Here is a 24,895-nt window from a genome sequence, read left to right as displayed (position 1 = left end):
ATACGGGTTCTAATGGGGTTACACAGTAGCAACGCTGTGTTTCTACCTACTCAACCTACCTCAATAGTTTATACGCCTTCTATTAAATTTGCTCCGCGCGATCAAACGTTAACTACTTGAGAATAAATAAATTTATTCTATAACCATAGGTAGAAATTTTTTAAGGCGTATTTGAAGAATTTTTTAGCTCTCTTTCCTCATCTTGGTTAAAGATATGAACATGTTTTACATCCACTTGGAGGTTTGATGAACCAGAAATTGGCAAGAATTGATAAGGGAAATGGCGAAATAATCATTTTTGTTCATGGTACTCCTACATCTTCTGCGGAATATGAAAATGTGATTGATAGTTTGTCACAAAGTTACCGATGTATAGCGTTTGATCATTTGGGGTTTGGAAAATCTGCAAAACCAATTGATGGGGATTATTCATTAAAAGCGCATCAGGAGCGTTTTTTAGAGTTTTTAAAAGAACTTAATTTATCGTCATTTCATTTAGTTTGCCATGATTTTGGTGCTGTTATTGCGTTATCAGCAATTTTGACAACAACGCTGAGACCTCAATCAATAACAATTTTAAATTCTTGGTTGTGGCCGTTAATAGAAACAGAACAGCAGCTTAAAAAGCAAGAATGGTTAGTTAGATCTGGTATTATGCCTGCCTTATATCGTTACTTTAATTTTTCACCTCGCGTACTTTTGAAATTAGCTTGGGGAAAAAAGAAGCAATTGTCCAAAGATCGCCATCAGTTTTACATGGGGGCTTTTCCAAACAGCAAGTCTCGTGAAGGTCCTATTGCTTTTCTCAAAGCATTGTTTGATTTTAACAATCCTGTATGGCAAAACTATAAAAAATTATCGTTATTAAATAATATTCCAACATTAATTATTTGGGGAGCGCAGGATAAATTGTTATCTATCAAAAATTTTGAGAGATGGAAGTTAGAAATTCCAAATGCAAAACTTATTGTTCTTGATGATGTTGGGCATTTTGTAGCAGAAGAAGATCCCGATAATTTTAAAGCAATACTGTATAAATTTATTAAAAATATTTAATGAATTTATACATAAATTTAAAAAAAATTCTAAATTGTATAAATATAAAAATTTATTTTCATAAAAAAAAAGATTTTTCTTATTAAAAATATTTTTTAAATTTAAGAATTAGATTACCAATTACAAAAGTATTTTTTTAATTTATCTTTCGTTGTTAAGCATTATAAAAAAATAATTTATTTAATTGACAATTTTTGTTAAGTATTTTAAAAATTAATAATTCAAAGAGGTTTTTAAATTTATGAAATCTTTTCTACTTTAGTTTTATTCTCAAAGGCTGAACAAGTTATATTTTTTGAATTAATCTTTTTTTGAGAGATTAATTTTAAATAATCTGATTTTGTTAATTTATTAAATTTATAAAGGTTGAATTTATGAAAATAATTTCCCTTGGTGCATTTTATACAGTGATTGCTGCATTTCTATGGGGTGTGTTGTCAGTTTTTGCAAAACAAATGAAATTAGAGGGATTTTCAGCGGCAGAGCTATCTCAATTAAGAATTTATGGGGTAGGATTTGTTTTATTTGCTTTCTTTTTAATTAAAGATAGAAAAAGTTTTATTGTTTCTAAATCTCATGTTGGTTTGTTATTTTTAGCAGGTATATTTGGACAAGCATTAAATGTGTATTTTTATTTTTTAAGTGTGCAAAGTATACCTGCAGGAATAGCTGTATTAATTGAATATCTCGCGCCTGTTTTTATTGGAATAGTTTCTTTAATTATTGGCTGGGAAAAATTTTCTAAAAAAATGTTGATATCTTTCTTTTTGATTTCATTAGGTTTCGTTGTTTCGTTAGGATCGGATTTGGCAAGTACCTCAATTAATCAATCTGGAATGATGTTTGCAGTTTTATCGGCAATTTTTTTAGCAGCGTATGCTTTAATTAGTAAACCTTTACTGGCATATCACTCTCCGTTAAAAATTTTAGCTTTTGGGATGTGGTCTGCAGGACTGTTTTGGATATCACTTAAAAATCCTCTTATAGTATTAGAAAAAATTGCAACTTATCCAGATTATACAATTATTGTTGCCGTTGTTTTAGTGATATTTTTATGTACGCTATTGCCTTTTTGGTTATATTTGTCTTCAATAAAACTTATTGGCCCAACTAAAGCAACAATGATAGCCTGTTTAGAGCCTTTCTTTTCTTCTGTTTTGTGTGCAATCTTTTTAAATGAAATTTTAACACCAACTCAGTATTTGGGTGGTGCAATTGTTTTAGCTGGTATTATTGTGATTGAAAGTCGCTCTCTCAAACCTAAGCGCACAAAAATTGAAGTGGAAGTGGCGCTTGAAAAAGATCAGCAGACTTAGTTAAAAATATGCAAAAATAAATTATAAACTCCTATAAAAAGATCAGTAAGCGGATGAATATTAAAAAAGTGTTTGTATGTTTCACTAATCAAATGGCCGATCATAAACCAACTGATACTCCAATAGATAAGGGATTTATCTAAGTTTACAAAAAATTTTTGCATAATTTAACCTAAATTTTTTTATTGGTTGTGATTATTTAATTCTGTGTTTTCTGTTATCCATCCACCATTGCCTCTCATAATACCATGACCTTGCGCGCGGTTTATATGGTAATTTGTATAGGCATTCCATGTGTTTGCGATACCTCTTTCAACAGCTCTATTTATTGTGGCAAACCCTTGGCCTAAATACTCTCCAGCCATTCCCATACCCAGAAAAGTACCTGCTGCTCCTCACAGCTTTGGATCAGTCCAGCACTGTGGACTTCTTTTTGAGCGTTCTTTTAAAAATGATCCGTTTTCAAATGCAAAATTTGCTTTTTGAATTTCTTCTGGCCCATAAAACTTACATTCATTATTAGATAAACAAACATAGCTCAAAGTATTTGATGTATAATCAAATCTATTTGTAACATCAATATTTATTTTGGATACATTTGTAGAATTATTGATTTCACCCGAAAAAACAACATCGCTTAAGATTGCATTGTTTTTTGTAATTTCAGATTTGCAGCCGATGGTTCCACAAACTGTTTGGGTTAAATTTAACGAAAGATTTTGAGAAATTTCTTTATTAAATTCTTCTGCAGCGAAAGCAAGTTTTTCATGAGTTACGGGTGGCTGTCATTTGCAAAAGAGGAAAAACTTACAAAAATATTACATAATGGGATAAATCTTTTCATTAAATCATATAATATTTTTTTATAAAGTATTATATAATAATTTTCGCTTTATTTGTTTAATTTTTTACAAGTAAAATATTTAATATTTTAAATATCTTTAAAAAAAAATTAAATATGATAAATATTGATTTTAATATTATAGTAAAACTATAATATTAGATTTTTGTTATAATATATTTAATATTAAAATTTTTTAATTATTATTAATGATTTTATGTATGATAAATATTAATTGGATTAGATATCATATTTTTTCATTAAATAATGTATTGGATAATCTATGGAAAAAAAAATTAATTTACCTTTTATTAATCAAACTAACTATACCGATTTATATGAGTGGAGATATTTACATAATTATAATCCAAAATACCAAATTGAATTTCATAGACCAAATAATGGAGTAGATTCTAGAAATGGTAGAAAATGGATGCATCTTGTTTATATGATTAATAAACCAATGGAACCTGAGCGTAATAATACGCCGTCCACTAAGTTTGTTGGCAACATAGATAACCAAAAATAAATATTTATACGGAAATTGATGAATATTGAAAACAGGATATGCTGCAGTTAACATTCGTACTTTCTTTTATAAAAGGACACTGCAGCACAATGAATAATGTACAACAACTTATGGATGATTTAAAGAGAATACCTCAAAATAAATTAAGTTTTAATCTTTTACGTCGATTATTTATAATTTTTTTATATTCCGTAGGATTTTCTGAAAAAAAGATTGAAACTTTATTATGCCTTTCAAGAGGACGGGCAAATTATTGGGTTTCAAACTATAAGAATAATGGTATTTATTTTTTACTTGATAAACCACGTTCTGGTCGTCCATCCTTTGTAAATAAAGAAGAAGTTGAAATTTTAAAAACTGAAATCATTCAATTAAATTCTGAATTTAATGAGGAAAAAGTTGTTCATGCTCAAATAATAAATAGTATTATAGAATCCAAAACGAAATTAAAAAAAAATTTAGTAAAAGTGGGTTATACAAGTTCCTTCAAAGAACATTAATAAGAAGAGTTGTTCCAAGAACAAAGCATATAAAAAATGATCCAGAAAAAATGGCCGAATGGATTAAAGATTTACCAAATAAAATTAATGAAATTAAAGTAAAAAATCCAGGAAAAAAAATAAACATAGATTTTCAAGATGAATCACGATTTGGACAAATGACAATAAAAGCTGGTATTTGGAGTCCTTTCCCAATCAGACCAGAATTTAAAACTCAAATGGGTTATTTAAACTCATGGATGTATGCTACTGCTAACAAAGATACGGGCAAATATTTTGGAATGATATTACCAAATTTAAATGTTGAAAACATGCAAATTTTTATCAATGAGTACTCCAAGACCGTACCTAAGAATGAGCATATTATTATTATACTAGATGGAGCTAGTGCACATAAAAGCAAAAAATTAATTTTACCCCAAAATATATCATTTATTTTTTTACCTTCATTTTCTCCAGAGTTAAATCCAATTGAAAGGTTATGGAGTTATTTTAAAAGGAATCACTTATCATTTAAAATTTATAAAGATTATGAAGATCTCGTTCAAAAATGCTCTAGTGGTTGGAATCAATTAACACAAAAAATTGTCAAGTCAATTATGAATTCAAAACCTAAGGCAAGCTTATGTTAAAAACTTAGTGGACGGCGTATAAGTTATTAACTTCAAATTTTGACAACATAGTTTCTAATTGGGATGCGATAAGCACTTCACTAATTTCAAATGTTTTACTTGAGGCTTATGGAAGTATTGGTTATATTCTTGATGTTCCACCTCAGAATATTATTTCTACAAACTCCTCAGATATCAGCTTTAAAAACCATATAGGTACGACATCAAGCAATGGAAATTTTCAAAGAAAAGTTATTAATCGATTTGCTTTAGTTGATTATATTAACAAAAATATTGATAGAAAAATTATTCCACCAAGACTGTTGATAGAAAAAACTATGAGCTTTAACGAAGTTATTATTGTTGGTAAAGCTGGGATTTCAATATATCCAAATCTTCCTCCAACTAGAGAAATAAAAGCTAAAGGAATTTATGTAATGGATGGGCATTATGTAGATGGAAAGAAACAGTTTGTCTATGATCTTGCAAAAAGAGCTTCTCAAGTAAATAGCTTGCCAATTATTTACGTAAGGGATCCGTTGCTTGGGAATTCTCTTACAATGAATTCTTACGTTTGAGATCTTTTTTAGTGTCGAAGTTTTTCATTTTAAAAAATACAAATTTTAAACAAAAAAAGGAGTCTGCTACAAAAGAGCAAACTCCTTTTTTTGTTGCAAATGACAACAATGGCGTTTTAACCGTTCATGCTGCTTAAAAACTCATCATTGGTTTCTGAGCGCTCAAAACGTTGTAGTAAGAACTCCATCGATTCAATAGGCGACATAGGGTGAAGCACCTTACGCAGTACCCACAAACGATTGAGAGTTTCTCTGCCGAGTAAGAGATCTTCTCTGCGTGTTGCACTCTTATTAATATCAATTGCTGGAAAGACTCTGCGTTCTGCTAAGCGGCGATCGAGCACAAGTTCCATATTACCTGTACCTTTGAACTCTTCAAAAATCACTTCATCCATACGGCTGCCTGTATCAATCAATGCGGTTGCAATGATTGTTAAGCTACCGCCTTCTTCGACGTTACGTGCTGCACCAAAAAATCTTTTTGGTTTGTGAAGCGCGTTGGCATCCACACCACCAGTTAAAATTTTACCACTTGGCGGAACAACGCTGTTGTATGCGCGCGCCAGACGTGTAATGGAGTCAAGCAGAATAACCACATCTTTTTTGTGTTCGACAAGACGTTTTGCTTTTTCGATGACCATTTCTGCAACTTGAACATGGCGTTGCGCAGGCTCATCAAATGTACTGCTCACAACTTCGCCACGCACTGAGCGTTCCATGTCTGTCACTTCTTCGGGGCGTTCATCAATAAGTAAAACAATAAGCACAGCTTCTGGGTGATTTTGTGCAATAGAGTTTGCAATGTTTTGCAATAAAATTGTTTTACCTGTTTTAGGAGGTGCCACAATAAGAGCTCTTTGCCCTTTTCCGATTGGCGCAAATAAGTCAATTAAACGTGTGCTATAAATTTGCGGATCGTTTTCGAGTTTAAATCTAAAATCTGGGTGAATGGTTGTTAAGTTATCAAATAGTATTTTCTCTCCTGTAAAATCAGGAGTTTCTCCATTTACAGATTCTACTTTTAATAGTGCAAAGTAACGTTCGTTATCTTTTGGTGGACGAATTTGTCCTGATACTGTATCGCCGGTACGTAAATTAAAGCGACGAATTTGTGAAGGTGAGACATAAATGTCATCAGGCCCAGGCAAATAATTGTAGTCAGGAGCTCTTAAAAAGCCAAAACCATCAGGTAATGTTTCCAGAACACCTTCAGAGTATACAACTCCATTGCGCACTGCTTGTGCTTCAAGAAGTGAGAAAACGAGATCTTGTTTTCTTAAATTTGCTGCGCCATCAATTCCCATCTCTTTTGCCATATGAACCAAATCACTGATGTGTTTTTCTTTCAGCTCTTTTAGATTCATAACAGGAACTTCTGAATTGAATTCTGGTTCTTTTTCTTCTGCTCCTCCTTGAGAAGGGCGAGGCAAATCAGAGCGTCTTGATGCGGAATGATGTCCTCGTGACTGTTGATTTGCTGGGTGGTTGTGTCCCTGAAAAGAACGGTACGATTGATTGTTTGACGACTGACCCTGTTGCGAAGATTGTTGTTGCATAGCTGGTGATGCGGGATGCACTGTTGAACCTCCTCCTGCGTTCATTGAAGCTTGTGGAGACCCCATTCTGTTAGGGGGTGGATTACTCATACCATAAGGAGACGAACGTGTGAATGGCATATTGGAAGATGAGCTATGATTTTGAGATGTTCCCGTATTGGAAGGGTCTTTTGATCTCGTAAATACACGCCGTGAGGGTGTGTACGTAGAAATGTTCTCGCTATCATTATCTCCTTGTGAAGAAGGTGCTGCTGAAGAATTTTCGTTAAAAAGCGTGTTTTCTTCAGGTGGCCTACGAATATAGCGTCGGGTTGTTGAATTATTGGTTGAACGTTTACGAGCCGAAGGGGACTCATTATCAAAGTCATCGTTATTTTTGTCATCTACCATGCTAAATGATTCCAAAGAAAAAGTTGAAGGAATAAAATAAAAGAAGGGATTGTTGGCTGGCTGCGTCATATGTGACGCGAATGTAAGCACAAGAAAGCATATCAAGAAAATGTGTCTAAGTCAACTCTGCCTGGGGATAAAAACTATGTTTTCTCCCATTCTGCTTGAGTCTTTGAAAAAACCTCACAAATGATGTTGATTGCATAATCAATGCTCGATTCTTGTATCACTAAAGGAGGCGCAAAACGGACGGTAAAATCGTGAGTTTCTTTTGCAAGAATCCCTCTTTCTTGTAAAAGTTCACTAAAAAAACGACCTTTGCCAGCATTTTGTTGAATTTCGATTGCATTAAGCAGCCCTTTACCGCGCACATCTTTGACAACTTTGGAGGGTAAATTTGCTAAAGATTCTCGAAACTTTAATCCCATCTCATAAGCGCGCTCTGAAAGCTTTTCTTCTAAAATAATGTTTAAAGCAGTTTGCGATAAAGCACATGCTAAGGAGTTGCCACCAAATGTTGAGCCGTGATCTCCTGGTTTAAAAAGACCCAACACATCATCATTACCAACCACAGCTGAAATAGGATAATAAGCACCACCTAAGGCTTTTCCTAAAATAATGATATCAGGTGTACAGTTTTCATAGTGATGGGCAAAAAGCTTTCCTGTTCTTCCAAGGCCAGTTTGAATTTCATCTGCAATGCATAATATATTGTGTTTTTTACAAATATGACTGACAGCTTCTAGGTATCCTTTTGGAGGAACAATTATACCAGCTTCTCCCTGAATTGGCTCAAACAAAAAACCAACTGTGTTTGGGGTGATCGCTTTTTCTAATGCTTTTTCATTGCCATAGGGGATAGATTTAAAGCCCCCGCAAAATGGGCCAAAATCGTCTTTGTATTGTGGCTCACTCGAAAAACTCACAATCATTGTTGTGCGGCCATGAAAATTATGATCGCAGACAATAATCTCAGCTTTATGGCGCTTTATTTTTTTGGTGAGATAGCCCCATTTTCTTGCAATTTTAATTGCTGTTTCAACCGCTTCTGCTCCAGTATTCATTGGTAATGCTTTGTCTTTTTTGCATAAAGATGTGACGAGTTCTAGCCATGGTCCCAATTGATCGTTATGAAATGCTCTGGAGGCTAATGTGATTTTTTGCGCTTGCTCCATAAGAGTTTTGATCATTTTTGGATGACAATGGCCTTGACTGACGGCACTGTATGCGCTCAACATGTCTAAATATCGTTTTCCATCAATGTCCCAAACCCATTCTCCAGCCCCTCTTGTTATGACAACATTTAAAGGGTGATAATTATGCGCACCAAATTTGTTAGCCATATCAATGAATTTTTTTGAGATTTCAGAAGCATTTGCATTTGTCATATGTTTGCCTTTGTTTTATGAGTTTGCAAAAGGGAAAATTAAGACGCTGTTTTATTTATATCTGCGTTTTTTATGATAGCCAACTATTAGGAAACAAAAAATGGAAAATAAGTTTAATGAAAATTATATATTAGACAAACAGGAATACTGTTGGATTCATATAAATGATATTAAAACATTTCTTTATATTGGGGCAAATGAGCTTGAAAAAAGAATTGGGCAAAATGTCACAATACATTTATCAATAAAAATTAAGTTTTTGCACACGTTTGATGATTTGAATCAAACTGTAGATTATGGCGATGTTATTGAGCATTTAATACACAAAATTAAATCACTAAATCGGGTCGGATTGGTTGAATATTTAGCAGAGCAAATTCTTAATGATCTTGGAGAAAAATTTCCTAAAATTGCTGCTGCTAAACTTATTATTGAAAAAGGATATGTCCCTTTAAAAGATTTTACTGGCAAAATTAAAATTGAAGCTCAAAGAGACTATGAAGCTTGATTAGCTTTCAATAAATGCTTTGAGCTTTTTGGAACGACTTGGGTGACGCAATTTACGCAGCGCTTTTGCTTCAATTTGGCGAATGCGTTCGCGAGTGACATCGAAGCTTTGTCCCACTTCTTCCAAGGTGTGGTCGGTTTTTTCGCCAATACCAAAACGCATACGCAAAACTTTCTCTTCTCGAGATGTCAGTGTTGCAAGAACTTTTTTTGTTTGTTCTGACAAGCTTTGGTTTGCAACAATATCAATTGGTGCACCGTGTGCTTTGTCTTCTAAAAAGTCTCCGTAATGGTTGTCTTCTTCTTCTCCAATTGGCGCTTCGAGAGAAATCGGTTCTCGAGCGATTTTCATGACCTTGCGCACTTTTTCAATGCTCATATCCATGCGTTGTGCAATTTCTTCAGGGGTTGGCTCTCTTCCCATTTCTTGCACAAGCTGACGGCTTGTACGTACCATTTTATTAATAGTTTCAATCATATGCACTGGAATACGAATTGTACGTGCTTGGTCGGCAATAGCACGGGTAATGGCTTGGCGGATCCACCATGTTGCATAAGTGCTAAACTTATAACCGCGGCGGTATTCAAATTTTTCGACAGCCTTCATAAGACCGATGTTGCCTTCTTGAATTAGATCAAGAAACTGTAAGCCACGGTTCATGTATTTTTTAGCAATAGAAACCACAAGCCTCAAATTTGCTTCAATCAATTCTCGTTTTGCTTCTTCTGCAAAGCGGTTTGCATTGTTAATCACTTGGTATTTGATTGCAATTTCACTACGGCTCAAAAAACACATTTGCTCGCTAGCAATGATGGTATTTTGCGCAGAGAGGTATGTGTTTTTAAAGTTTTCCCAGTCTCTTTCTGTTAGAAAATTAACTTCAATTGGTCTTGTTGCATTGTTGTGGCAGTATGCAGCAAGTCTTGCTTCATCTAAGCGAGTTCTTACTTTAACTTTGTTAACTTCTTTCATGCAGTCTGAAACACTTTTAGCATGGGTGTCTAGTTCTGTCACAATTTGCTGAATGATACGGCGATTGATATTTATTTCTTTAACTATTTCAAACATTTGTTGACGCGCTTCTAATAAAATTTCACGTTCATGTGCAGAAAGTTTATCGAGCCCTTGCAAACCATATTTGTCTTCAATTTCAACGACTGTTTTAGCTAGTTTCATAAAGCTTTCAACAAGAACTCGGACGCGTTGAGATTGTCCTTCGTCATTGGCTTGATCTTGTTCGTCGTCAAAGCCCTTAACAAGGTTTTTGGCTTTTATGATTCCATCAATAAACTTTTGACCAATATCACACATGTGGTTGATACCAATGCGCAGTGATACAAGGTGTTCAAGCAATTTGTTTTCTTCGTTTTCAATTTTTTTGGCAATTTCAACTTCGCCATCACGAGATAGCAGAGCAACTTGACCCATTTTTCTTAAATAAACACGGACAGGATCGTTACTGCGAGCAGAGGCATCAAGCTCTTCTTCTTCGCCGCCAAGATCTGCCCCAAATTCTTCTGCAGCAAGAAAATCATCTTCTGGTAAAGTTGTGACATCATCAGCTTCAATATCAACGTCGCCAATAATATCTTCTTCTTCATCGAGGTTAAAATCATCAATATCTTCATCGATAGAAGCCTCTTCAAATGAGTCTTCTTCTTCGTCTGCTGCTTTAACTTGTTTTGTTTGTTTTGCAGCTTTTTTACCAAGATCTTGTTTAGTTGCTGGTGCCTCTTTCTTTTTAGAAGCCACTGCAGCAAGAACATCTTTTTCTTTTGTTTCTTGCGAAGTATTGAGTTTGGAATCTTTTTCTTTATGTGCTGAAGCTGTTGCATTTCCGCTTGCGCTGCTACTTGATTTTGATTTTTTATCTTTTGACTTTACACTTGTTAAAATTGCTTTTTCAGCTAAAGCAGAATTTGTTTCTGGCGCTTTAGAATTTTTTATACCTTTTGCCAGTGTATCATGCGGCGTATTTTTAACATTTTCTTCTTTGCTTGTTTTCTTTTTTGTAGCGGTATTGTTGGTTGCTTTAGCGCTTGCTGCTTTGACAGGAGTTGTTTTGCTAGCAGCAGTGGCAATTGAGGCAATTGTTGTATCTGATTGAACTAAAGGTGCATTTTGTTTGCCACCTTTTTTAGTAACATCTGGTTTAGGTTTGATTGATTTTTCGTTGGCGTTACGGTTCACGGTTTTAGGCGCAGCGGCTTTTTTCTCTTTTTCTGCCTTTATGGGAGTAACTTTTTTTGTTGTCTTTTCTGGTTGAGTATCGTTTTTTGATACAGCCTCTGAAAGCTTTTCTTGAGGTTGCTTTTTTATACTTTGAGAGCTATCTTTTTTTGACGCTTTTACTCCCCCAGTTTTTGTTACATTCTGTGTTTTTGGGGAGCTTTTTTCCACTTTTTTCACTGGTTTTGAACTTGTGGATTTTTCTTTATAAGTGGATTCAGAGGCACGTTTCTGGCCACCAACTGTTGCAGACTTTGACTTGGAATTCGTCATATTTTAAAAACCCCCAAGAATCACAAAACAAAAACCTATTCATAACATTTGAATAGTGTAAACTTATTACTCTTAAATATTTTTACGTTTATTGCAAATTAAAAGATTCAAAAGAACCAAATTCTTTACGACGCCTCTCCCTTTCTTTTGCAAGATCATGAAATTGTTTATCTATTTCATGATCAAAGTGGACACTCGAACGCGCCTTAAGAGCGTTATCAATATATTCGAGTTCTAAGTGAAGTAAAGTCTCAGCAATAAATGCAGAAAGAATTCCTCTTTGCGAGGTTAACTTAATGTTTCGCAACTGAAACCTCAGAAAGCCAGAATTTTTTAAGTCCCAAATGTTCTTAAATGATACCATGGAAACGGCTGCAGGCAAGCTTTCTTTTAATAATTCCTGTAGGTTATATTGAAATAAAAGTTTAGCCTCAGCATTTGCATAGCCTATTAAAATATTCGCGTGATGCGACATCTGAGGCCGCATATTGGTTTCGAGTTCAATGATAGAAAGACATGGGTTTTCTATCATTGTAGATAGTAATTCTAACAAAATCGAAAAACTTGCTTCACTCATTTGTTTATTGAGTGCTATAGCGCAAATTCTTTCGTTAGCCTCTTCTTGGCTAGTAAGCCCTTGAGCCACATTTTGCAAGCGGATTGGTAGCTCATTAAACCTAGCAAAAACAAGCGATAAAAGAATTTTAACTTCTAATACAGAATGTACAGGCCAGTTTTCACATGTTTGAGCACTTATTTTACTTTGCGTCTCAGGAAAATAGCTTTTGGGATGCGTTGTGCTCACTGCAGCCATCTCTTTTCTAAGATCATGAGGATAAAGGTTTTGAAAATATTTGTCACATAAAAAAGTGAGCGAATCTTCTTGGCAATTGAAATTTTTATTTTGTAGGATAACTGGTAATATTTGTTCTTTAATAAGTTTAAAAAATACTTCTAAGTTACTTTGCGCTTCTTCAAACAACCATGAACAAAATTGATGAAGTAGTGGAATAGATTGTGGGATAAGGGATAAAAACTCCTCATGACCATACTTTTTGATAAAGGCATCTGGATCTTTTTCCCCAGGAATAGAAAGATATTCTAAATCAATATCAAGATAGGGATATCCTATTACAAAACTTCGCTTGGCGGCGTTTTGTCCTGCTTTATCAGAGTCAAAGCATAAAATTATTCTTTTTGTAATTTTAGCAAGGCAATCGATATGAGCGTGAGTTAAACTTGTTCCCATGACAGCAACAGTATTTGTAATGCCGTGATTCACTAGGGTTATACAGTCCATGTAACCTTCAACCACTATAACGTAACCGAGACTTACGATTGCTTGTAACGCTTTGTTGAAATTAAATAAAATATTTGACTTTGAAAAAATTTGTGTTTCAGGTGAATTAATGTATTTGGGTATATCTTTTATAGAAGTTTCTTTTTTAGAAAAAACTCTACCTGATAAAGCAACTACCTGGTTATCGTGATTAAAAATAGGAATAATGATTCTGTTGTAAAAGAAATCATAATATCTATTGTTTAATTTACTATTTTTTATTAAACCGAGTTCAAGTAAAGTGTTAGCTGGAGCTGCTTTATTTTCTGCTTTTAATGATAAAAGATTATTAATTGGGCAAACTCCAATTAACCATTTTTTTATATCATCTAAGTTAAAACCACGATCAAACAGATATTCTCTTGCCTCAATTGCATAAGGAATTTCTGAAAGCAAAGCATTATGGTAAAAAACTGTAGTTTTTTGCATAATATTTTTGTATAATTTATTGTTTTTTTCTAACTCTGGTGCTTCATTTTTTGGTTTTAAATCATCATTTTTTTGAGAAATTTCACTATTAATTGTATATGAAAATTCTTGGTGTTTTTTAATTAAATTGTTTTGATAACTAAAAAATATATTTTTTGACGATTGAAATTGTTTATTTGCAATATTGTTAAGAATAAAATCGCTTCTGGAAGAATTTTTATTGCGTAATACAATTGGTAGTAAATGTTTTTTAAAAATAGAAAGTTTATCGGGCGCCGGTGACTTTTTTAGAAAGTATTCTGTAACTTCTAAGTATACAGGTGAAAATTTACTATTTAACCAATTTTTTATATTATTAGAATTTATATCTCCTGGATTTTCAGGAAAAAAACCAAAATTAATTATAATATCAAAAAAAGGAGTTATTTCATTAAAAATTTGCCATAAAAATTTAAAGTTGTAATTATTTTGTGTCATGACAATATAAATTGTTGTCACTCTCTTTTGCAAGATTTTTAATAAAAATGCGTCAAGTTTATTGTGTAAACAAAAAATAACATTATCAATTTGTAAATTTTTAAGTGTGTTAAAGTCACAAAAATTTGTGGTTATAAAGAGCTCTCTTGTTTGCGAAGCGCTTGTACGTGCTTTTTGCCAATGTAAGCAGCTTAATGTTGATTTTGAAAAAGGAGTTATAACTTGTAGGGTATTTGAGATATTGTGAATTAACAATTCTATTGAATTGGGATTGCTATCTGAAATAATTTTAGTGAATTTAGAAGAATATGCAAATCCACTAATTTTTCCATTTTCTTTATACATTGGAAAAGCAAAGCGTTCTGATAAATCTTCTGGAATTAAAGATTTAATATGTTCATTTTCTTTTAATGGCTCGCTTTCAGAATGTATACCTGTAAAACCAATTTCTATACCGCTGTCTAAAAAAAAATGAATTAATTTTTCTAATTGAATATTATTAAAATTTTTAATGTTTGCGTGAAAATTTTTAAAATTTTTATTAAAAATTTCTAACATATAATCTAATAATTTGTTTGATTTCTCGAAAAATTCAATATTTGAGTTTGATTTTTGCTCATTTGGCTGAGCCTCTTCAAATTCAAGGTGAATATTGTATTGCTCTGACAGTTGTAAAACCACTTCTCGAAATCCATATCCAGTTCTGTGCATTTCGTAGTCAATAATAGTGCCGTGCGCCTTACATGCAAAACAATGATAGTTGTCTTCGTAAATGTAGAGACTTGGATTGGAATCGGGATGAAAAGGGCATTTTGCGACAGCATGATTTCCTGTGCGTTTTATTTCCATGTAACGCTTGAGGTGTTCATGCAGTGATATAGACTGTATGAGATTTTGAATTGAGTTCTTACGAAGTCTCAAAAATAAACCCTCATAAATATAATATGGAGTCTACATTGGCTCCAAAAATTCTAATAAAATTGATATATTGACGCAAATGGTGATGACTGAAAAAGGAGAGTCCGCGATAGAAACGAAGCTCTCCTTTAACAAGTGATTCGAACTCTCAACTATGCAAAATTACGATAGTAGCTTCTTTTGCTTCTTGAGTGCACGCTTCCGGGCAGCCATACGCTTTCTCTTGATTTTAACAGAGGGTTTTTCGTAATGCTCGCGTTTACGGATTTCAGATAAGATACCTGCTTTTTCGCATTGCTTCTTGAAACGACGCATAGCGCTTTCAAAGGTTTCTCCTTCTTTAATTTTAACGACTGGCATAAAGTAATCACCCCCCTTCTTATAAATATTATCCGATTGTCATTGCAATCGGAATCAAGGTCGTAACTTAAAACGGGTATGAAGACAAGTGGGAAGTGCAAATTAATGGCTAAAACCCTAGCTTTTTAAGATTGATGCCATTTTGCTGGAGTAGTTTTTTTGCGTCCTCTTTAAGTTTTTGAATTTCTGCATTTTTTTTGAGTTCTTCGTTAATCTTCGTTTTAAATTCTCGGGAGGCATTGCTTGCAAGTCGTGCCTGTAGTGTAGCGGTATTGATTCGAACTTGTGGATCGGAAATGGTACCACTCAAAATAATGTTGAGTTCAAATTCGCCTTTTTCATTAAAAAAGAATTTTGCATACCTGCTTTGAGCAATAAGCTGTTCTTTAACCTTGTTGCTAGCAATGTAGTCTGCCGTACCATGCAAACTTTCATCTAACCCGACGTCAGCACGCAGATGAAGCATGCCATCATCGCTATTGATATGATTGCGAATGAGAAGTTTGCCTTCTTTAACTTCAAAATTGCCTTTTAGATTTTTTAAGTTGCGTTTTGTATTGTTGTCTTCTCTAAACGTGAGCCGTTTTAGGGCTTCTGTATCGAGATTTAAAGCGCTTGCCGAGGAGCTTGCAATAAATTGATTAAATTGCTGCCCAGCAAGAGATGTTAAACTTTTAGTGTTTAAGACGCCGTCTTGAAATCCGAACGTCCCTTTAGCATTTAATGTTTTAGAAATTATAGGGCGTGTAATTCCTTTGCCATTAAAATCCATTTTTATGTCTACAAGCCCTTCGATAGGGCTTTTGTCTGTATTTAATTTGATTGTTTTAAATATGTTTTCAATTTTTGCATTAACTAAATTTAAATTTCCCGTAAAAGTAATAGGAGAAGAGTCTAATTGAACATTTGCAGTTGAGTTTAAATTTCCGGAAAATATATTCATGCTTAACTTATTTAATGTCGCATTGTAATTTTTAACTTGAGCAATAAGTGCAAAATCATTGAGTTCAAAATCATCATAAATCATTTTTGAAATAGATATATTTGTATTAAAATTCGCGCCATTTAAATATTTTTTATCATTATCTGTAATAGTAAATTCTTCATTAAAAGTTGTTTTAGGAATGTTTGAATTAGGAGGTGTTTTTAAAACTTCTTTCTTTTCTATAACCACATTTTTAGATATAAAAGGTTTAATAATTTGATTTAAGTTTAAATTTTGGCTTTTAATTTTTAAAGAACCAATAAGTGGTTTGATTGAATTAGAGGCAAAATTTAGATTAATATCTGAGTTTGTTAATTTGGATTTTAAATCAATATTTGTAATTGCCGACTCAGGTTGTGTTAGCAAACCAATCATTCTTGCTTTAAAGTCTAATGTCGCATTGATTAAAAGTTTTTTATGTTGTGGAAGAATATCTCCCAAATCAGAAAGATTATTAGATGTTACTGATACAAAAATATCAGAATCAAGTTTTTCAAATCCATTAATATTGATTTTAGCGTTAGTATTTAATGATTTTAAATTTAATTTAAAATTATCAAGAGAAATGCCAAAAGGTCCTCCAATACCAGAAAACGCCAATTGAAAAGGAACGGATTTCTTTTTAACAAATGCATCGCGAAAATTTAAGTCTAAGTTATCAAAATTTAAATTACCGTTAAATAAAGAATTTTTCCAACTAAAACCATCAAGTTCGGTGTTGATAACAAGTTTTAATGTTACTAATCCTTTGGCAAAAAAGTCTTCACTTTTAGCGTCAATATTTGTAGACAATTCAACATTGGTGTTTTTAGATATACCAATATTTGAAATGTTTAAGTTAAGATTTTTAATATTAAATACTTCTCTTTCATTTACGCCAGATATGTTATATGCATGAATATTTGCATTACGAACTATAAAAGATTTTACAATCGCTACTCCTATAAAGCTTTTTTTAAAATCTTTGGTTGAGATATTTTCATCAATATTTTTTTCTTTTTTATAAAAATCATTTTCTTTTTTAGTTTGTTTTTTTATTAAACTCGTTATATTGTTATTGTTTGTATATCTCATGAAATTAATTTCTGGATTATTAATTTCTATTTTTCCAACTAATCGTCTTTGTATTAAAGCAAAAAAATCAGTTTTAAATTTTAAATTTTTTACCTTAAAAAGTTCTGTGCCTAAAAATACTTCATCATTATTTGTAACTGTTACGTTTTTTAGTTCAATTCCTAATCCAGAAAAAATAGTAAGTTCTGCCGAAGTAAAATCAATTTTGGCATTGATTTTTTCGGAGACTAAATTTTGAATTTGCGGCTTAAATTTATTAAAATTTATTAAAAAAGGTAATGCAATAAGAATTAATATTATAGAAATTACAAATGCAAATATACCAATAATCCACTTGTTTTGAGTACTCACTAATAATCCTACCTATTAAAATTTGTAATATTTTCTTTTGATTCGTAGCATTGTCTGATAAAAGTTGAACAATATTTAGGAATTTGATCGGAAAAAGCCATTCTTACGTGTCCTCTTTTTTCGTCGTTATGCGCAAAAAAAGCAGAGGGTATTTCCATCATTAGTGATGCTGCAGAAGAGTAAGGGGCAATGCGATCGCGCATTCCATGCATCCAAAGAACAGGTACCTTAACTTCTCTTAAAATACGCCTTTTTACAAACGTTTCATTTACAAAACGTTTGACTTGGTCAACATAATCAATTGCGGTTCTCATTCTTAATGGAAATGATTTGCGTGCTAAAGAACCTGTAGCTGGAAAAATTCCATCAAGCCCATAATATGCAAATTTGTTGACAAAGTCTTTAAACCAAGCAGAAGGGTACAAGTTATTAATAAGTTCACCAGTTGATTTAGTAGAAGAACTAATATTTAGGGCTGGTGAAACGGCAATAACGCCATCTATATTTTTTGCTACATCGTGGCGAGTGGACGCGATGAGTGCATAGGACGCGCCCATTGAAAATCCCATTAAAAAACAGGATGGCCCGGCGCGCTTTGCGCTCAATCCAGAACCGCCTTCTTCACCAAATAGCCTATATATCAAAAGAGGCAGACTTCGTGTTGCTTGCTGAAAGTCTAAGATTGAAGAACTGCTAACCCCATGGCCGTCCCAATCAAACGAAAGCACCGATAAACCGTTGGCATTTAGGAGTTTGGTCCAGTGAAGCAGGGGATAGGAGCAATCGTCTCCAAACCCGTGCATTAAAATAACTAAAGAGTTTTGCGCACTGGCAATACCCCTTGGTACAGATAAAAAAGCTGTGCTAGGCCCTGTTGAAAGTGGAATTTCATAAAAGGTAACTGAAACATCATGCAGTTTATTTGTTGTAAAATACCTGCGACCACTGCCTTCAAACTTTGCCCATTGAATTTTATTGAGACGGGCTGCGACCCATGTTTCAATTGCATACATGTAATGTCTCTCCAAGTTAAAAAACAGTATTAACATGACTTGGTTTAGATTATATCCATTCATGTTACTGAAACAAATGGGGGCACCATGTTTCACTGTTATCTTTTTTTATAGGGAGAAAAATTCTATGGAAAACAAATTTAGCCTCATGGCCACAATGAAAGATGTTGAAACATTTTTTCCTTTTGCAAGGTCGCTTTTGCACAGCAAATTTCATGTTGGCGGCTGTGCGCAATGTGGTTATGAACCTCATGAAACAATTGAGCAAGTGGCAATTAAACATGCAAAAGATCCTCAAGCTATGATGGAAGCGCTAAATGAGGGTTTAGAGGACATGCACAAATCTGAAATCACTGTTAGTGAACTTGCTATCATGAAAAAAAGAAATGCAAAAATTTTGATTATTGATGTGCGGGAAGAGTGGGAGTTTGATGTTGCGAAAATTCCCAATTCGTTGTTATTGACCGAACAAAACTTTGAGGAAATGGTGCAATGGTCTAAAAATATGGAATGTGTTGTTGTAGTATGCCATCATGGTTTACGTTCAATGAATGCAGTGCTGTATTTAAGAGAAAATGGAGTTGTCAATGCGAGAAGTTTACAAGGCGGTATTGATGCTTATAGTTTGTTTGTGGACACGTCTGTGCCAAGGTACTAAACTTTAAAAAATTTAAAAATATGAATTGACTGAGTTTTAAATTTGTTTGTTAAAGCTAGTAATCTCTTTGTGAAAGAACTTTGAGAATGGCATTTGTCAATCCAAATATATATTATTTTGATAATAACAGTTATCCTAATCATTCATATATTGAGATATCAGCAAATTATGAGAATAAAAAATTAAGTTGCGAAATTAAAGATAAAAAAGATAACGTATCCATTTTTCAAAAAAAATGGATTATTAGAGATATTGACAAAAAAAGAGAAATGCTTGTAGGTACTAAAGAAATTGATTTTTCTTTGGCACAAAAATTTCCTTATATTACTTGCGAAACAATATTATATGATGGCCTTTTTTTTAAAAAAGTTCAAACCTATCAAAATTTTTCTAATTTTAGTAATACACCAAATAGCGCACCTGGCATAGAAATTTATACAACATCTTCTGTATTTGATTTTTCTATATCTGATTATCTTGGCAAAAAATCTCAGAACAGTTATTATTTTTGTGAAAGCAGCGCAAATACAGATTTTGAAATAGAATTTTGTAAAATTATTGATAAAGAAACAGGAACTTTGAGGAATTTGAATGAAAATAATTTTGATTTAAAAAAGATTAAAAATATTATAGGTAATGAAAAATATAAAATTTTTAATTTAACTATAGGAATCAAAGAAGAAAAAAAAATTATCAAAAGTACAGGTGTACAGTTTGTCGTTAAAAATTTTGAAGAAGATTTAGACTTAAAAAATATCCCACCAAAATTAGTTTTTAGTAACAATTTTTTTGATAAATACTTTATTTGTGAAAGTAATGATTTTATTTTTAATCCAAACAATAAAACAACATGGTACAAAAATAATAACAAAATTTTTGATTTTAAAGAGAAAATATTGCCAAAAAAATATATTGAACTGCATCAAGAGTATAGATGTGAAAATAATAATGGAAAATCTGATAAATTTTATATTAATAGTGAGTTTTTAGAAATTTATGGCTTATCACAAATTGGTTTTAAAAAAAATGAAAGTCAAAAGGTTCTTGATTTTAAAACTAACTTAAATTTACCAGAAAATGAAGTTAATTGGAGCTGTTTAGGAAATGACAATATTTCTTGTTCAATTATAAAAAATTCAGATCAAGTAAAAAATGAAAATGTAAAAATTAATATAACTATTACAGATGAATTTAAAAAATTATTTGTTTCAGATAAGATAATATTATCTTTAGAAGTTGGTAGTGAGGTTTTTAAGAAAGAATTAATAGTTTATAATAATGATAATAATGAAGCTGAATTTGAAATAGTATCCTCAAAAATTAGTCTCCGTATGGTTGGAGACGATAAAGTTCTTGAATGTGTATACCCAAAAGAAATTAATAATTATGCAATGTATAATGTATATTGGTATACAGATAATAAAGAAGAGCCGATTTTTAGAAATAGTAATTTTTTTAAGTTAGCTGGTAAAGCAAAATATATTACATGTATTGTTGCTGGTTCTGTTTTGGATAAAAATTTTATAGGTGCATCATCTCTTTTTATTAGAGATAGTGAAGATAATGCTCCAAATTGGATTAAAAAAGAGTTTTTAGTAGATTTAAATAAAGGTACGCATGAATTTGTAATTTCAAAAAAGAAATTACAATCATTAAAAGATATAAATTGCTCTATTTCTAGTGAAGATAATTTTGAAATAACTAAAAATATATGTTTTATTGATGCTCATGAAAACATTTTTTTAAATATAAGCTATAATGAATTATATAAAGTTAAAGCTTATCTAGAAAATAATAAGCCTGTAGATTATCTTGATATTCCAGAATTTTATTTAAACATTAAAGTTTTTGAAAATAGTACTGATAGTTTTTATAAATCTAAAATAAAGTTTTATCTTCCTAATGTAAGACCTATTATTTATGATTCTGGGTTGGTTGATTTAGCTGATGGTAGTCAAAAATGTTATGTAATAGCTAAAGACCCTCAAAATTTTTATTTATCCACAAATTTTATACTTGAAAATAACAATACATCAGAAATGTATTTTGATTTTAAAAAAGATAATCCACAAATTGTTTCTAAGAATTTAATTGAGAAATTAAGTGGTGAAAAATATTCATATTATGAATTTAATTTTGATCTTAATAAAAAAGAAGATTATTGTATTATTAGAGTTAATAATGGAACAAATATTTCATACACCAAGGGGCTAAAAAAATTAGAAAAAAATTTAGTTAAAACGTTAGCTAAGAGTTTTAGTAATGATGCAAATAATATTATAGACAGTAAATTTAAAAAAACTATCACCTTTTCTAAAGTTAAAATTGATAGCGATAGAAAAGTTAATATTTTAATTAAAAGAAATTTGGAAATTAGTAAAAATTTAAATTTTATGTTAAATTTTTACTATAAAAATAATGAAAAATTTGTGGAAGTGAATTATAATTCAAAAAATATTTTCGATCTATTTTTAAATCAGCCAAAAAATATTGCATCTACTTTTATTAATGATAATAAAATAAATACAATAGGTTCATTTCTGTCTGTAAGTTTAAAAAATAAAAACAGTAATGATTATTTATGTAAGGCTTTTACAGAATTAAAAAATGATTTGTTTAAGTATAAGGTTTTTTTAAATGGTGTTAGTGTAATTAATAAACTGTCAGAAAAAAGCGAATTTATTTTTAATATTAATGGTGTTAGTCCTACAGATACAGTTACTTGTCAGGTAGAAGTTGGAAATAAAATAGAAACTTCTTCATTAACAATAAAGGATTCTACAAAAAATACGGCGTTTTGTTATGGTTTAGATAAAAATAAATCTATTTTTATTTTTTCTTGTGATAATTTAGAATCTGTATCTTTGGATTTGATAAAACCAAAAATTGAAAATGAACTGCGGTCTCAATTTGATACTTTAGATTCAATTTCTTATGCTCGGATTGTATTGTGGTCACAGTCTCAAAAAAATAAAAAAAGCTTAACCTTTAAAATAAACAATATTAAAGAATAAGTTAAATAGGGGAATGAAATGGATGGAAGTAAAAAAAATCATATTGCTATAATTCATCCTTCTGGGAAGTTAAAAATTTCTGAATCAGAGAAACAAGATAGAATAAAAAAATTTCAAGAAATGGGGTTTGAAGTTACAGAAATTTTACCAAATCAAGCCGCATTAGATGGTGTTACTGCTTCTCCAGTATTAGAGAGATCTGCTTTATTAAGTTATGCGTTAACTATGAGAAAATTTCCAATATTATTTGCAGCCCGAGGCGGTATGGGGTGCACAGAATTAGTTCCGTTTTTAGAAAATATGTTACCTCCGGTAATTTCAGATAAAATAATGGTGGGTTTTTCTGATAACTCTTTTTTAGGCAATTATTTAACTTTACGTTATCCTAACTTCACATATATTCATGCTCTAAATGCATATTCTAATAATTTATTTAATGGTCAAAGTATAGATAGAAAATGTTTATTTGAACTGTTGAATTCTCAGTTTAATGATTATGTTTTTGGAACACAGCTATTTGCTAATATGCCTAAAAAAATTGAGGGAATATGTATACCTTTAAATTTAAGCTTGGCTGAAAGTTTTGCATCAATTCGATACCTTAATTTACCAGAAAAAAATATTTTATTTATAGAAGAATGTAATGAGCACTTATATAAAATAATTAGAAAAATTGATTCACTCATTAATTCGGGATTTTTAAAAAATACAATAGCAGTTGTTCTTGGAACATTTTCTGGTTGCTTAGATTCCAATGAAAAACCGTTAGATAAAAAACTTTTGCTCGAAATATTTACAAAAAAAATCAATATACCAATTGTTGACTTACCGATATTTGGTCATGATCAATTTTGTTTTCCCCTTGTTTCTAAGGGTAAAGTTAGTATTATTCTAAACAATAATAAAATTGAAGTGACCATTACAAATAAGCCAATTCATACAAATATGATTTCTTCTAGTTTTCATTCTGAACTATTTTGCCGTAAAATTTTTGATGAAAATAAATTAAATATTAAAATTCATATGACAGGAATTGGTGGTACCGGAATGGCGCAAGTATCAGGTTTGTTTAAAGCTGCTGGTTATAAAGTTACTGGAAGTGATAATCCAATTTACCCGCCAATGGATAAAGTCATAGCGGATTTGGGAATTAAGCCAGATGTTGGTTTTTCTGCAGAAAATATAACTAAACATCAACCCGAGGCAATTATTTTAGCCAATGTGGTAAGTCGATTGAGTGCGTCTTTAAAAAAGAACGATGAGCTAGAAGAAATACTTTCTAAAACAATACCAATGTTAAGTTTTCCAAGTGCACTAAGAAAATATTTTTTATCAAAAAGTAGAAATATTATTATTAGTGGAACGCATGGTAAAACGACGACAAGCAGTTTAGTGACTCATCTGTTAACAAGCATAGAAAAAAAACCTTCATTTTTAATTGGAGGGAGACCCGCAAACTTTAAAGCAGGATTTGCTTTAAAATCTAAAGATCTATTTGTGCTAGAAGGTGATGAATACGATTCCGCTTTTTTTGACAACCTAAAATTTTTACATTACGAGCCCAAGATTTGTTTAATTAATAATATCGAATTTGATCATGCCGACATTTACCCAAATGTAGAAGCTATTGAAGATGAGTTTTTAAGACTTGCAAAACTAACAAAAGAAAGAGACGGCATTGTCATTGCAAATTTTGATGATGAACGCGCCTATCGTATTGCAATAAAATCTGGGGCACAAGTAATTGGTTTTGGTTCAAAAAAGGTAAAAAAGAAAGGAATATCTTTTTGGCAACTCAAAACTTATAAAACGTTGGCAGACGGAATTGAAGTTCATTGTATTAAGCCAAACGGAAAAAATTTAAAATTTAAAACACAAGTTTTTGGTCACCATAATGCATTAAACTCTATTGCTGCCTTAGCTATTTTGCATGCCGATAATTTACTTGACTCTATTGATGATAATTTAAATATGAGTATTCCAAAATTTAAAGATAACACTTCATTTTATTTAAAAATTTGCAAGGCTATGAAAACATTTAAAGGGGTCAAGAGAAGGTTTGAGCTATTGAGAGAAAAGAATAATATTACAGTATTTGATGATTTTGCGCACCATCCCACAGCAATTGTAACGACTCTTGCTGCTTTTCGTAGTTATATGGAGAGTGTTGGAAAAAAAGGAAAACTAATTGCTTGTTTTGATCCAAGAAATGCTACAATGCGAAGAAGAGTGCTTCAAGAACAATTGAGTAAAAGCTTTTTTCATGCAGATGAAATTTTTCTTGGTAAGGTACCGCAAGATATGCGTATGAAACAAGACGATGTGTTAGATGGCGCCGCTGTTGCAAAAGCGTGTGGTAAAAATGCGCGGTATTTTGACGACAATGAAAAATTGCTTGAAGCACTTAAACTTAGAGTTACTCCTGGTGATACGATAGTATTTATGTCAAGCGGTTCGTTTGATGGTATTCCGCTTCGTTTTGCAAGAGAACTGTAAAATGTA

18 protein-coding genes are annotated in these 24,895 nt (G+C 31.8%); 10 read left to right on the top strand and 8 right to left on the bottom strand.

Going from position 1 to position 24,895, the window contains the following annotated elements:
- Window positions 1–246: 246 nt before the first annotated feature.
- On the top strand, window positions 247–1,056 hold the full coding sequence (locus Spiro2_RS09605) for an alpha/beta hydrolase (protein WP_338635559.1): 810 nt from the start codon (window positions 247–249) through the stop codon (window positions 1,054–1,056).
- A gap of 374 nt (window positions 1,057–1,430) precedes the next feature.
- Window positions 1,431–2,372 carry a DMT family transporter gene (locus Spiro2_RS09600; protein ID WP_338635558.1) on the top strand — a complete coding sequence of 314 codons (942 nt, stop codon included), beginning with the start codon at window positions 1,431–1,433 and terminating at the stop codon, window positions 2,370–2,372.
- 182 nt (window positions 2,373–2,554) lie between these two features.
- On the opposite strand, the gene Spiro2_RS09595 is transcribed toward Spiro2_RS09600, so the two are convergent.
- Window positions 2,555–2,737, bottom strand: a complete 183-nt coding sequence (locus tag Spiro2_RS09595; RefSeq protein WP_338635557.1) for a hypothetical protein — start codon at window positions 2,735–2,737, stop codon at window positions 2,555–2,557.
- A gap of 759 nt (window positions 2,738–3,496) precedes the next feature.
- On the opposite strand from Spiro2_RS09595, the gene Spiro2_RS09590 reads away from it, so the two are divergent.
- From Spiro2_RS09590 to Spiro2_RS09575, 4 genes are all read left to right on the top strand, one after another.
- Complete coding sequence (locus Spiro2_RS09590; RefSeq protein ID WP_338635556.1) at window positions 3,497–3,742, top strand: hypothetical protein; 246 nt, start codon at window positions 3,497–3,499, stop codon at window positions 3,740–3,742.
- Window positions 3,743–3,831: 89 nt separating this feature from the next.
- A complete protein-coding gene (locus Spiro2_RS09585) occupies window positions 3,832–4,242 on the top strand; it encodes a hypothetical protein (protein ID WP_338634792.1) in 411 nt (136 codons plus the stop codon).
- Window positions 4,176–4,874, top strand: coding sequence for an IS630 family transposase (locus Spiro2_RS09580; RefSeq protein WP_338637759.1), 699 nt, complete (start codon window positions 4,176–4,178; stop codon window positions 4,872–4,874). Before Spiro2_RS09585 ends, Spiro2_RS09580 begins: the two co-directional genes overlap by 67 nt.
- Window positions 4,875–5,191: 317 nt before the next feature.
- Window positions 5,192–5,431, top strand: a complete 240-nt coding sequence (locus tag Spiro2_RS09575; protein ID WP_338635555.1) for a hypothetical protein — start codon at window positions 5,192–5,194, stop codon at window positions 5,429–5,431.
- A gap of 116 nt (window positions 5,432–5,547) precedes the next feature.
- On the opposite strand, the gene rho is transcribed toward Spiro2_RS09575, so the two are convergent.
- On the bottom strand, window positions 5,548–6,987 hold the full coding sequence (gene rho / locus Spiro2_RS09570) for a transcription termination factor Rho (protein ID WP_422398036.1): 1,440 nt from the start codon (window positions 6,985–6,987) through the stop codon (window positions 5,548–5,550).
- 533 nt (window positions 6,988–7,520) lie between these two features.
- Window positions 7,521–8,765 carry an ornithine--oxo-acid transaminase gene (gene rocD, locus Spiro2_RS09565; protein WP_338635554.1) on the bottom strand — a complete coding sequence of 415 codons (1,245 nt, stop codon included), beginning with the start codon at window positions 8,763–8,765 and terminating at the stop codon, window positions 7,521–7,523.
- Between the two features lie 100 nt (window positions 8,766–8,865).
- On the opposite strand from rocD, the gene Spiro2_RS09560 reads away from it, so the two are divergent.
- Window positions 8,866–9,273, top strand: a complete 408-nt coding sequence (locus Spiro2_RS09560; RefSeq protein ID WP_338635553.1) for a dihydroneopterin aldolase — start codon at window positions 8,866–8,868, stop codon at window positions 9,271–9,273.
- On the opposite strand, the gene rpoD is transcribed toward Spiro2_RS09560, so the two are convergent.
- From rpoD to Spiro2_RS09535, 5 genes are all read right to left on the bottom strand, one after another.
- Window positions 9,274–11,775, bottom strand: coding sequence for an RNA polymerase sigma factor RpoD (rpoD, locus tag Spiro2_RS09555; protein ID WP_338635552.1), 2,502 nt, complete (start codon window positions 11,773–11,775; stop codon window positions 9,274–9,276).
- An 88-nt stretch (window positions 11,776–11,863) separates the two neighbouring features.
- The gene (locus Spiro2_RS09550; protein ID WP_338635551.1) at window positions 11,864–14,941 is read right to left on the bottom strand and encodes a toprim domain-containing protein; all 3,078 of its coding nucleotides are present in this window, start codon (window positions 14,939–14,941) and stop codon (window positions 11,864–11,866) included.
- 159 nt (window positions 14,942–15,100) lie between these two features.
- A complete protein-coding gene (gene rpsU / locus Spiro2_RS09545) occupies window positions 15,101–15,298 on the bottom strand; it encodes a 30S ribosomal protein S21 (protein WP_338635550.1) in 198 nt (65 codons plus the stop codon).
- Between the two features lie 109 nt (window positions 15,299–15,407).
- Window positions 15,408–17,708 carry an AsmA family protein gene (locus Spiro2_RS09540; RefSeq protein ID WP_338635549.1) on the bottom strand — a complete coding sequence of 767 codons (2,301 nt, stop codon included), beginning with the start codon at window positions 17,706–17,708 and terminating at the stop codon, window positions 15,408–15,410.
- Window positions 17,709–17,716: 8 nt separating this feature from the next.
- A complete protein-coding gene (locus tag Spiro2_RS09535; protein ID WP_338635548.1) occupies window positions 17,717–18,721 on the bottom strand; it encodes an alpha/beta hydrolase in 1,005 nt (334 codons plus the stop codon).
- A 127-nt stretch (window positions 18,722–18,848) separates the two neighbouring features.
- On the opposite strand from Spiro2_RS09535, the gene Spiro2_RS09530 reads away from it, so the two are divergent.
- The 3 genes from Spiro2_RS09530 to Spiro2_RS09520 all read left to right on the top strand — a co-directional run bounded on the left by Spiro2_RS09530 (window position 18,849) and on the right by Spiro2_RS09520 (window position 24,889).
- Window positions 18,849–19,379 carry a rhodanese-like domain-containing protein gene (locus Spiro2_RS09530; RefSeq protein WP_338635547.1) on the top strand — a complete coding sequence of 177 codons (531 nt, stop codon included), beginning with the start codon at window positions 18,849–18,851 and terminating at the stop codon, window positions 19,377–19,379.
- 86 nt (window positions 19,380–19,465) lie between these two features.
- A complete protein-coding gene (locus tag Spiro2_RS09525) occupies window positions 19,466–22,393 on the top strand; it encodes a hypothetical protein (protein ID WP_338635546.1) in 2,928 nt (975 codons plus the stop codon).
- An 18-nt stretch (window positions 22,394–22,411) separates the two neighbouring features.
- Entirely contained in the window at window positions 22,412–24,889 is a 2,478-nt protein-coding gene (locus Spiro2_RS09520; protein ID WP_338635545.1) for a Mur ligase family protein, read from the top strand.
- Window positions 24,890–24,895: the final 6 nt, after the last annotated feature.

Origin of the sequence: Spirobacillus cienkowskii (genome assembly GCF_037081835.1) — a bacterium.
In the GTDB taxonomy this organism is placed as follows: Bacteria; Bdellovibrionota_B; Oligoflexia; order Silvanigrellales; family Silvanigrellaceae; genus Silvanigrella; species Silvanigrella cienkowskii.
Note: the sequence above shows the minus strand (reverse complement) of the source record. Positions and strands in the feature narration are given on the sequence as shown.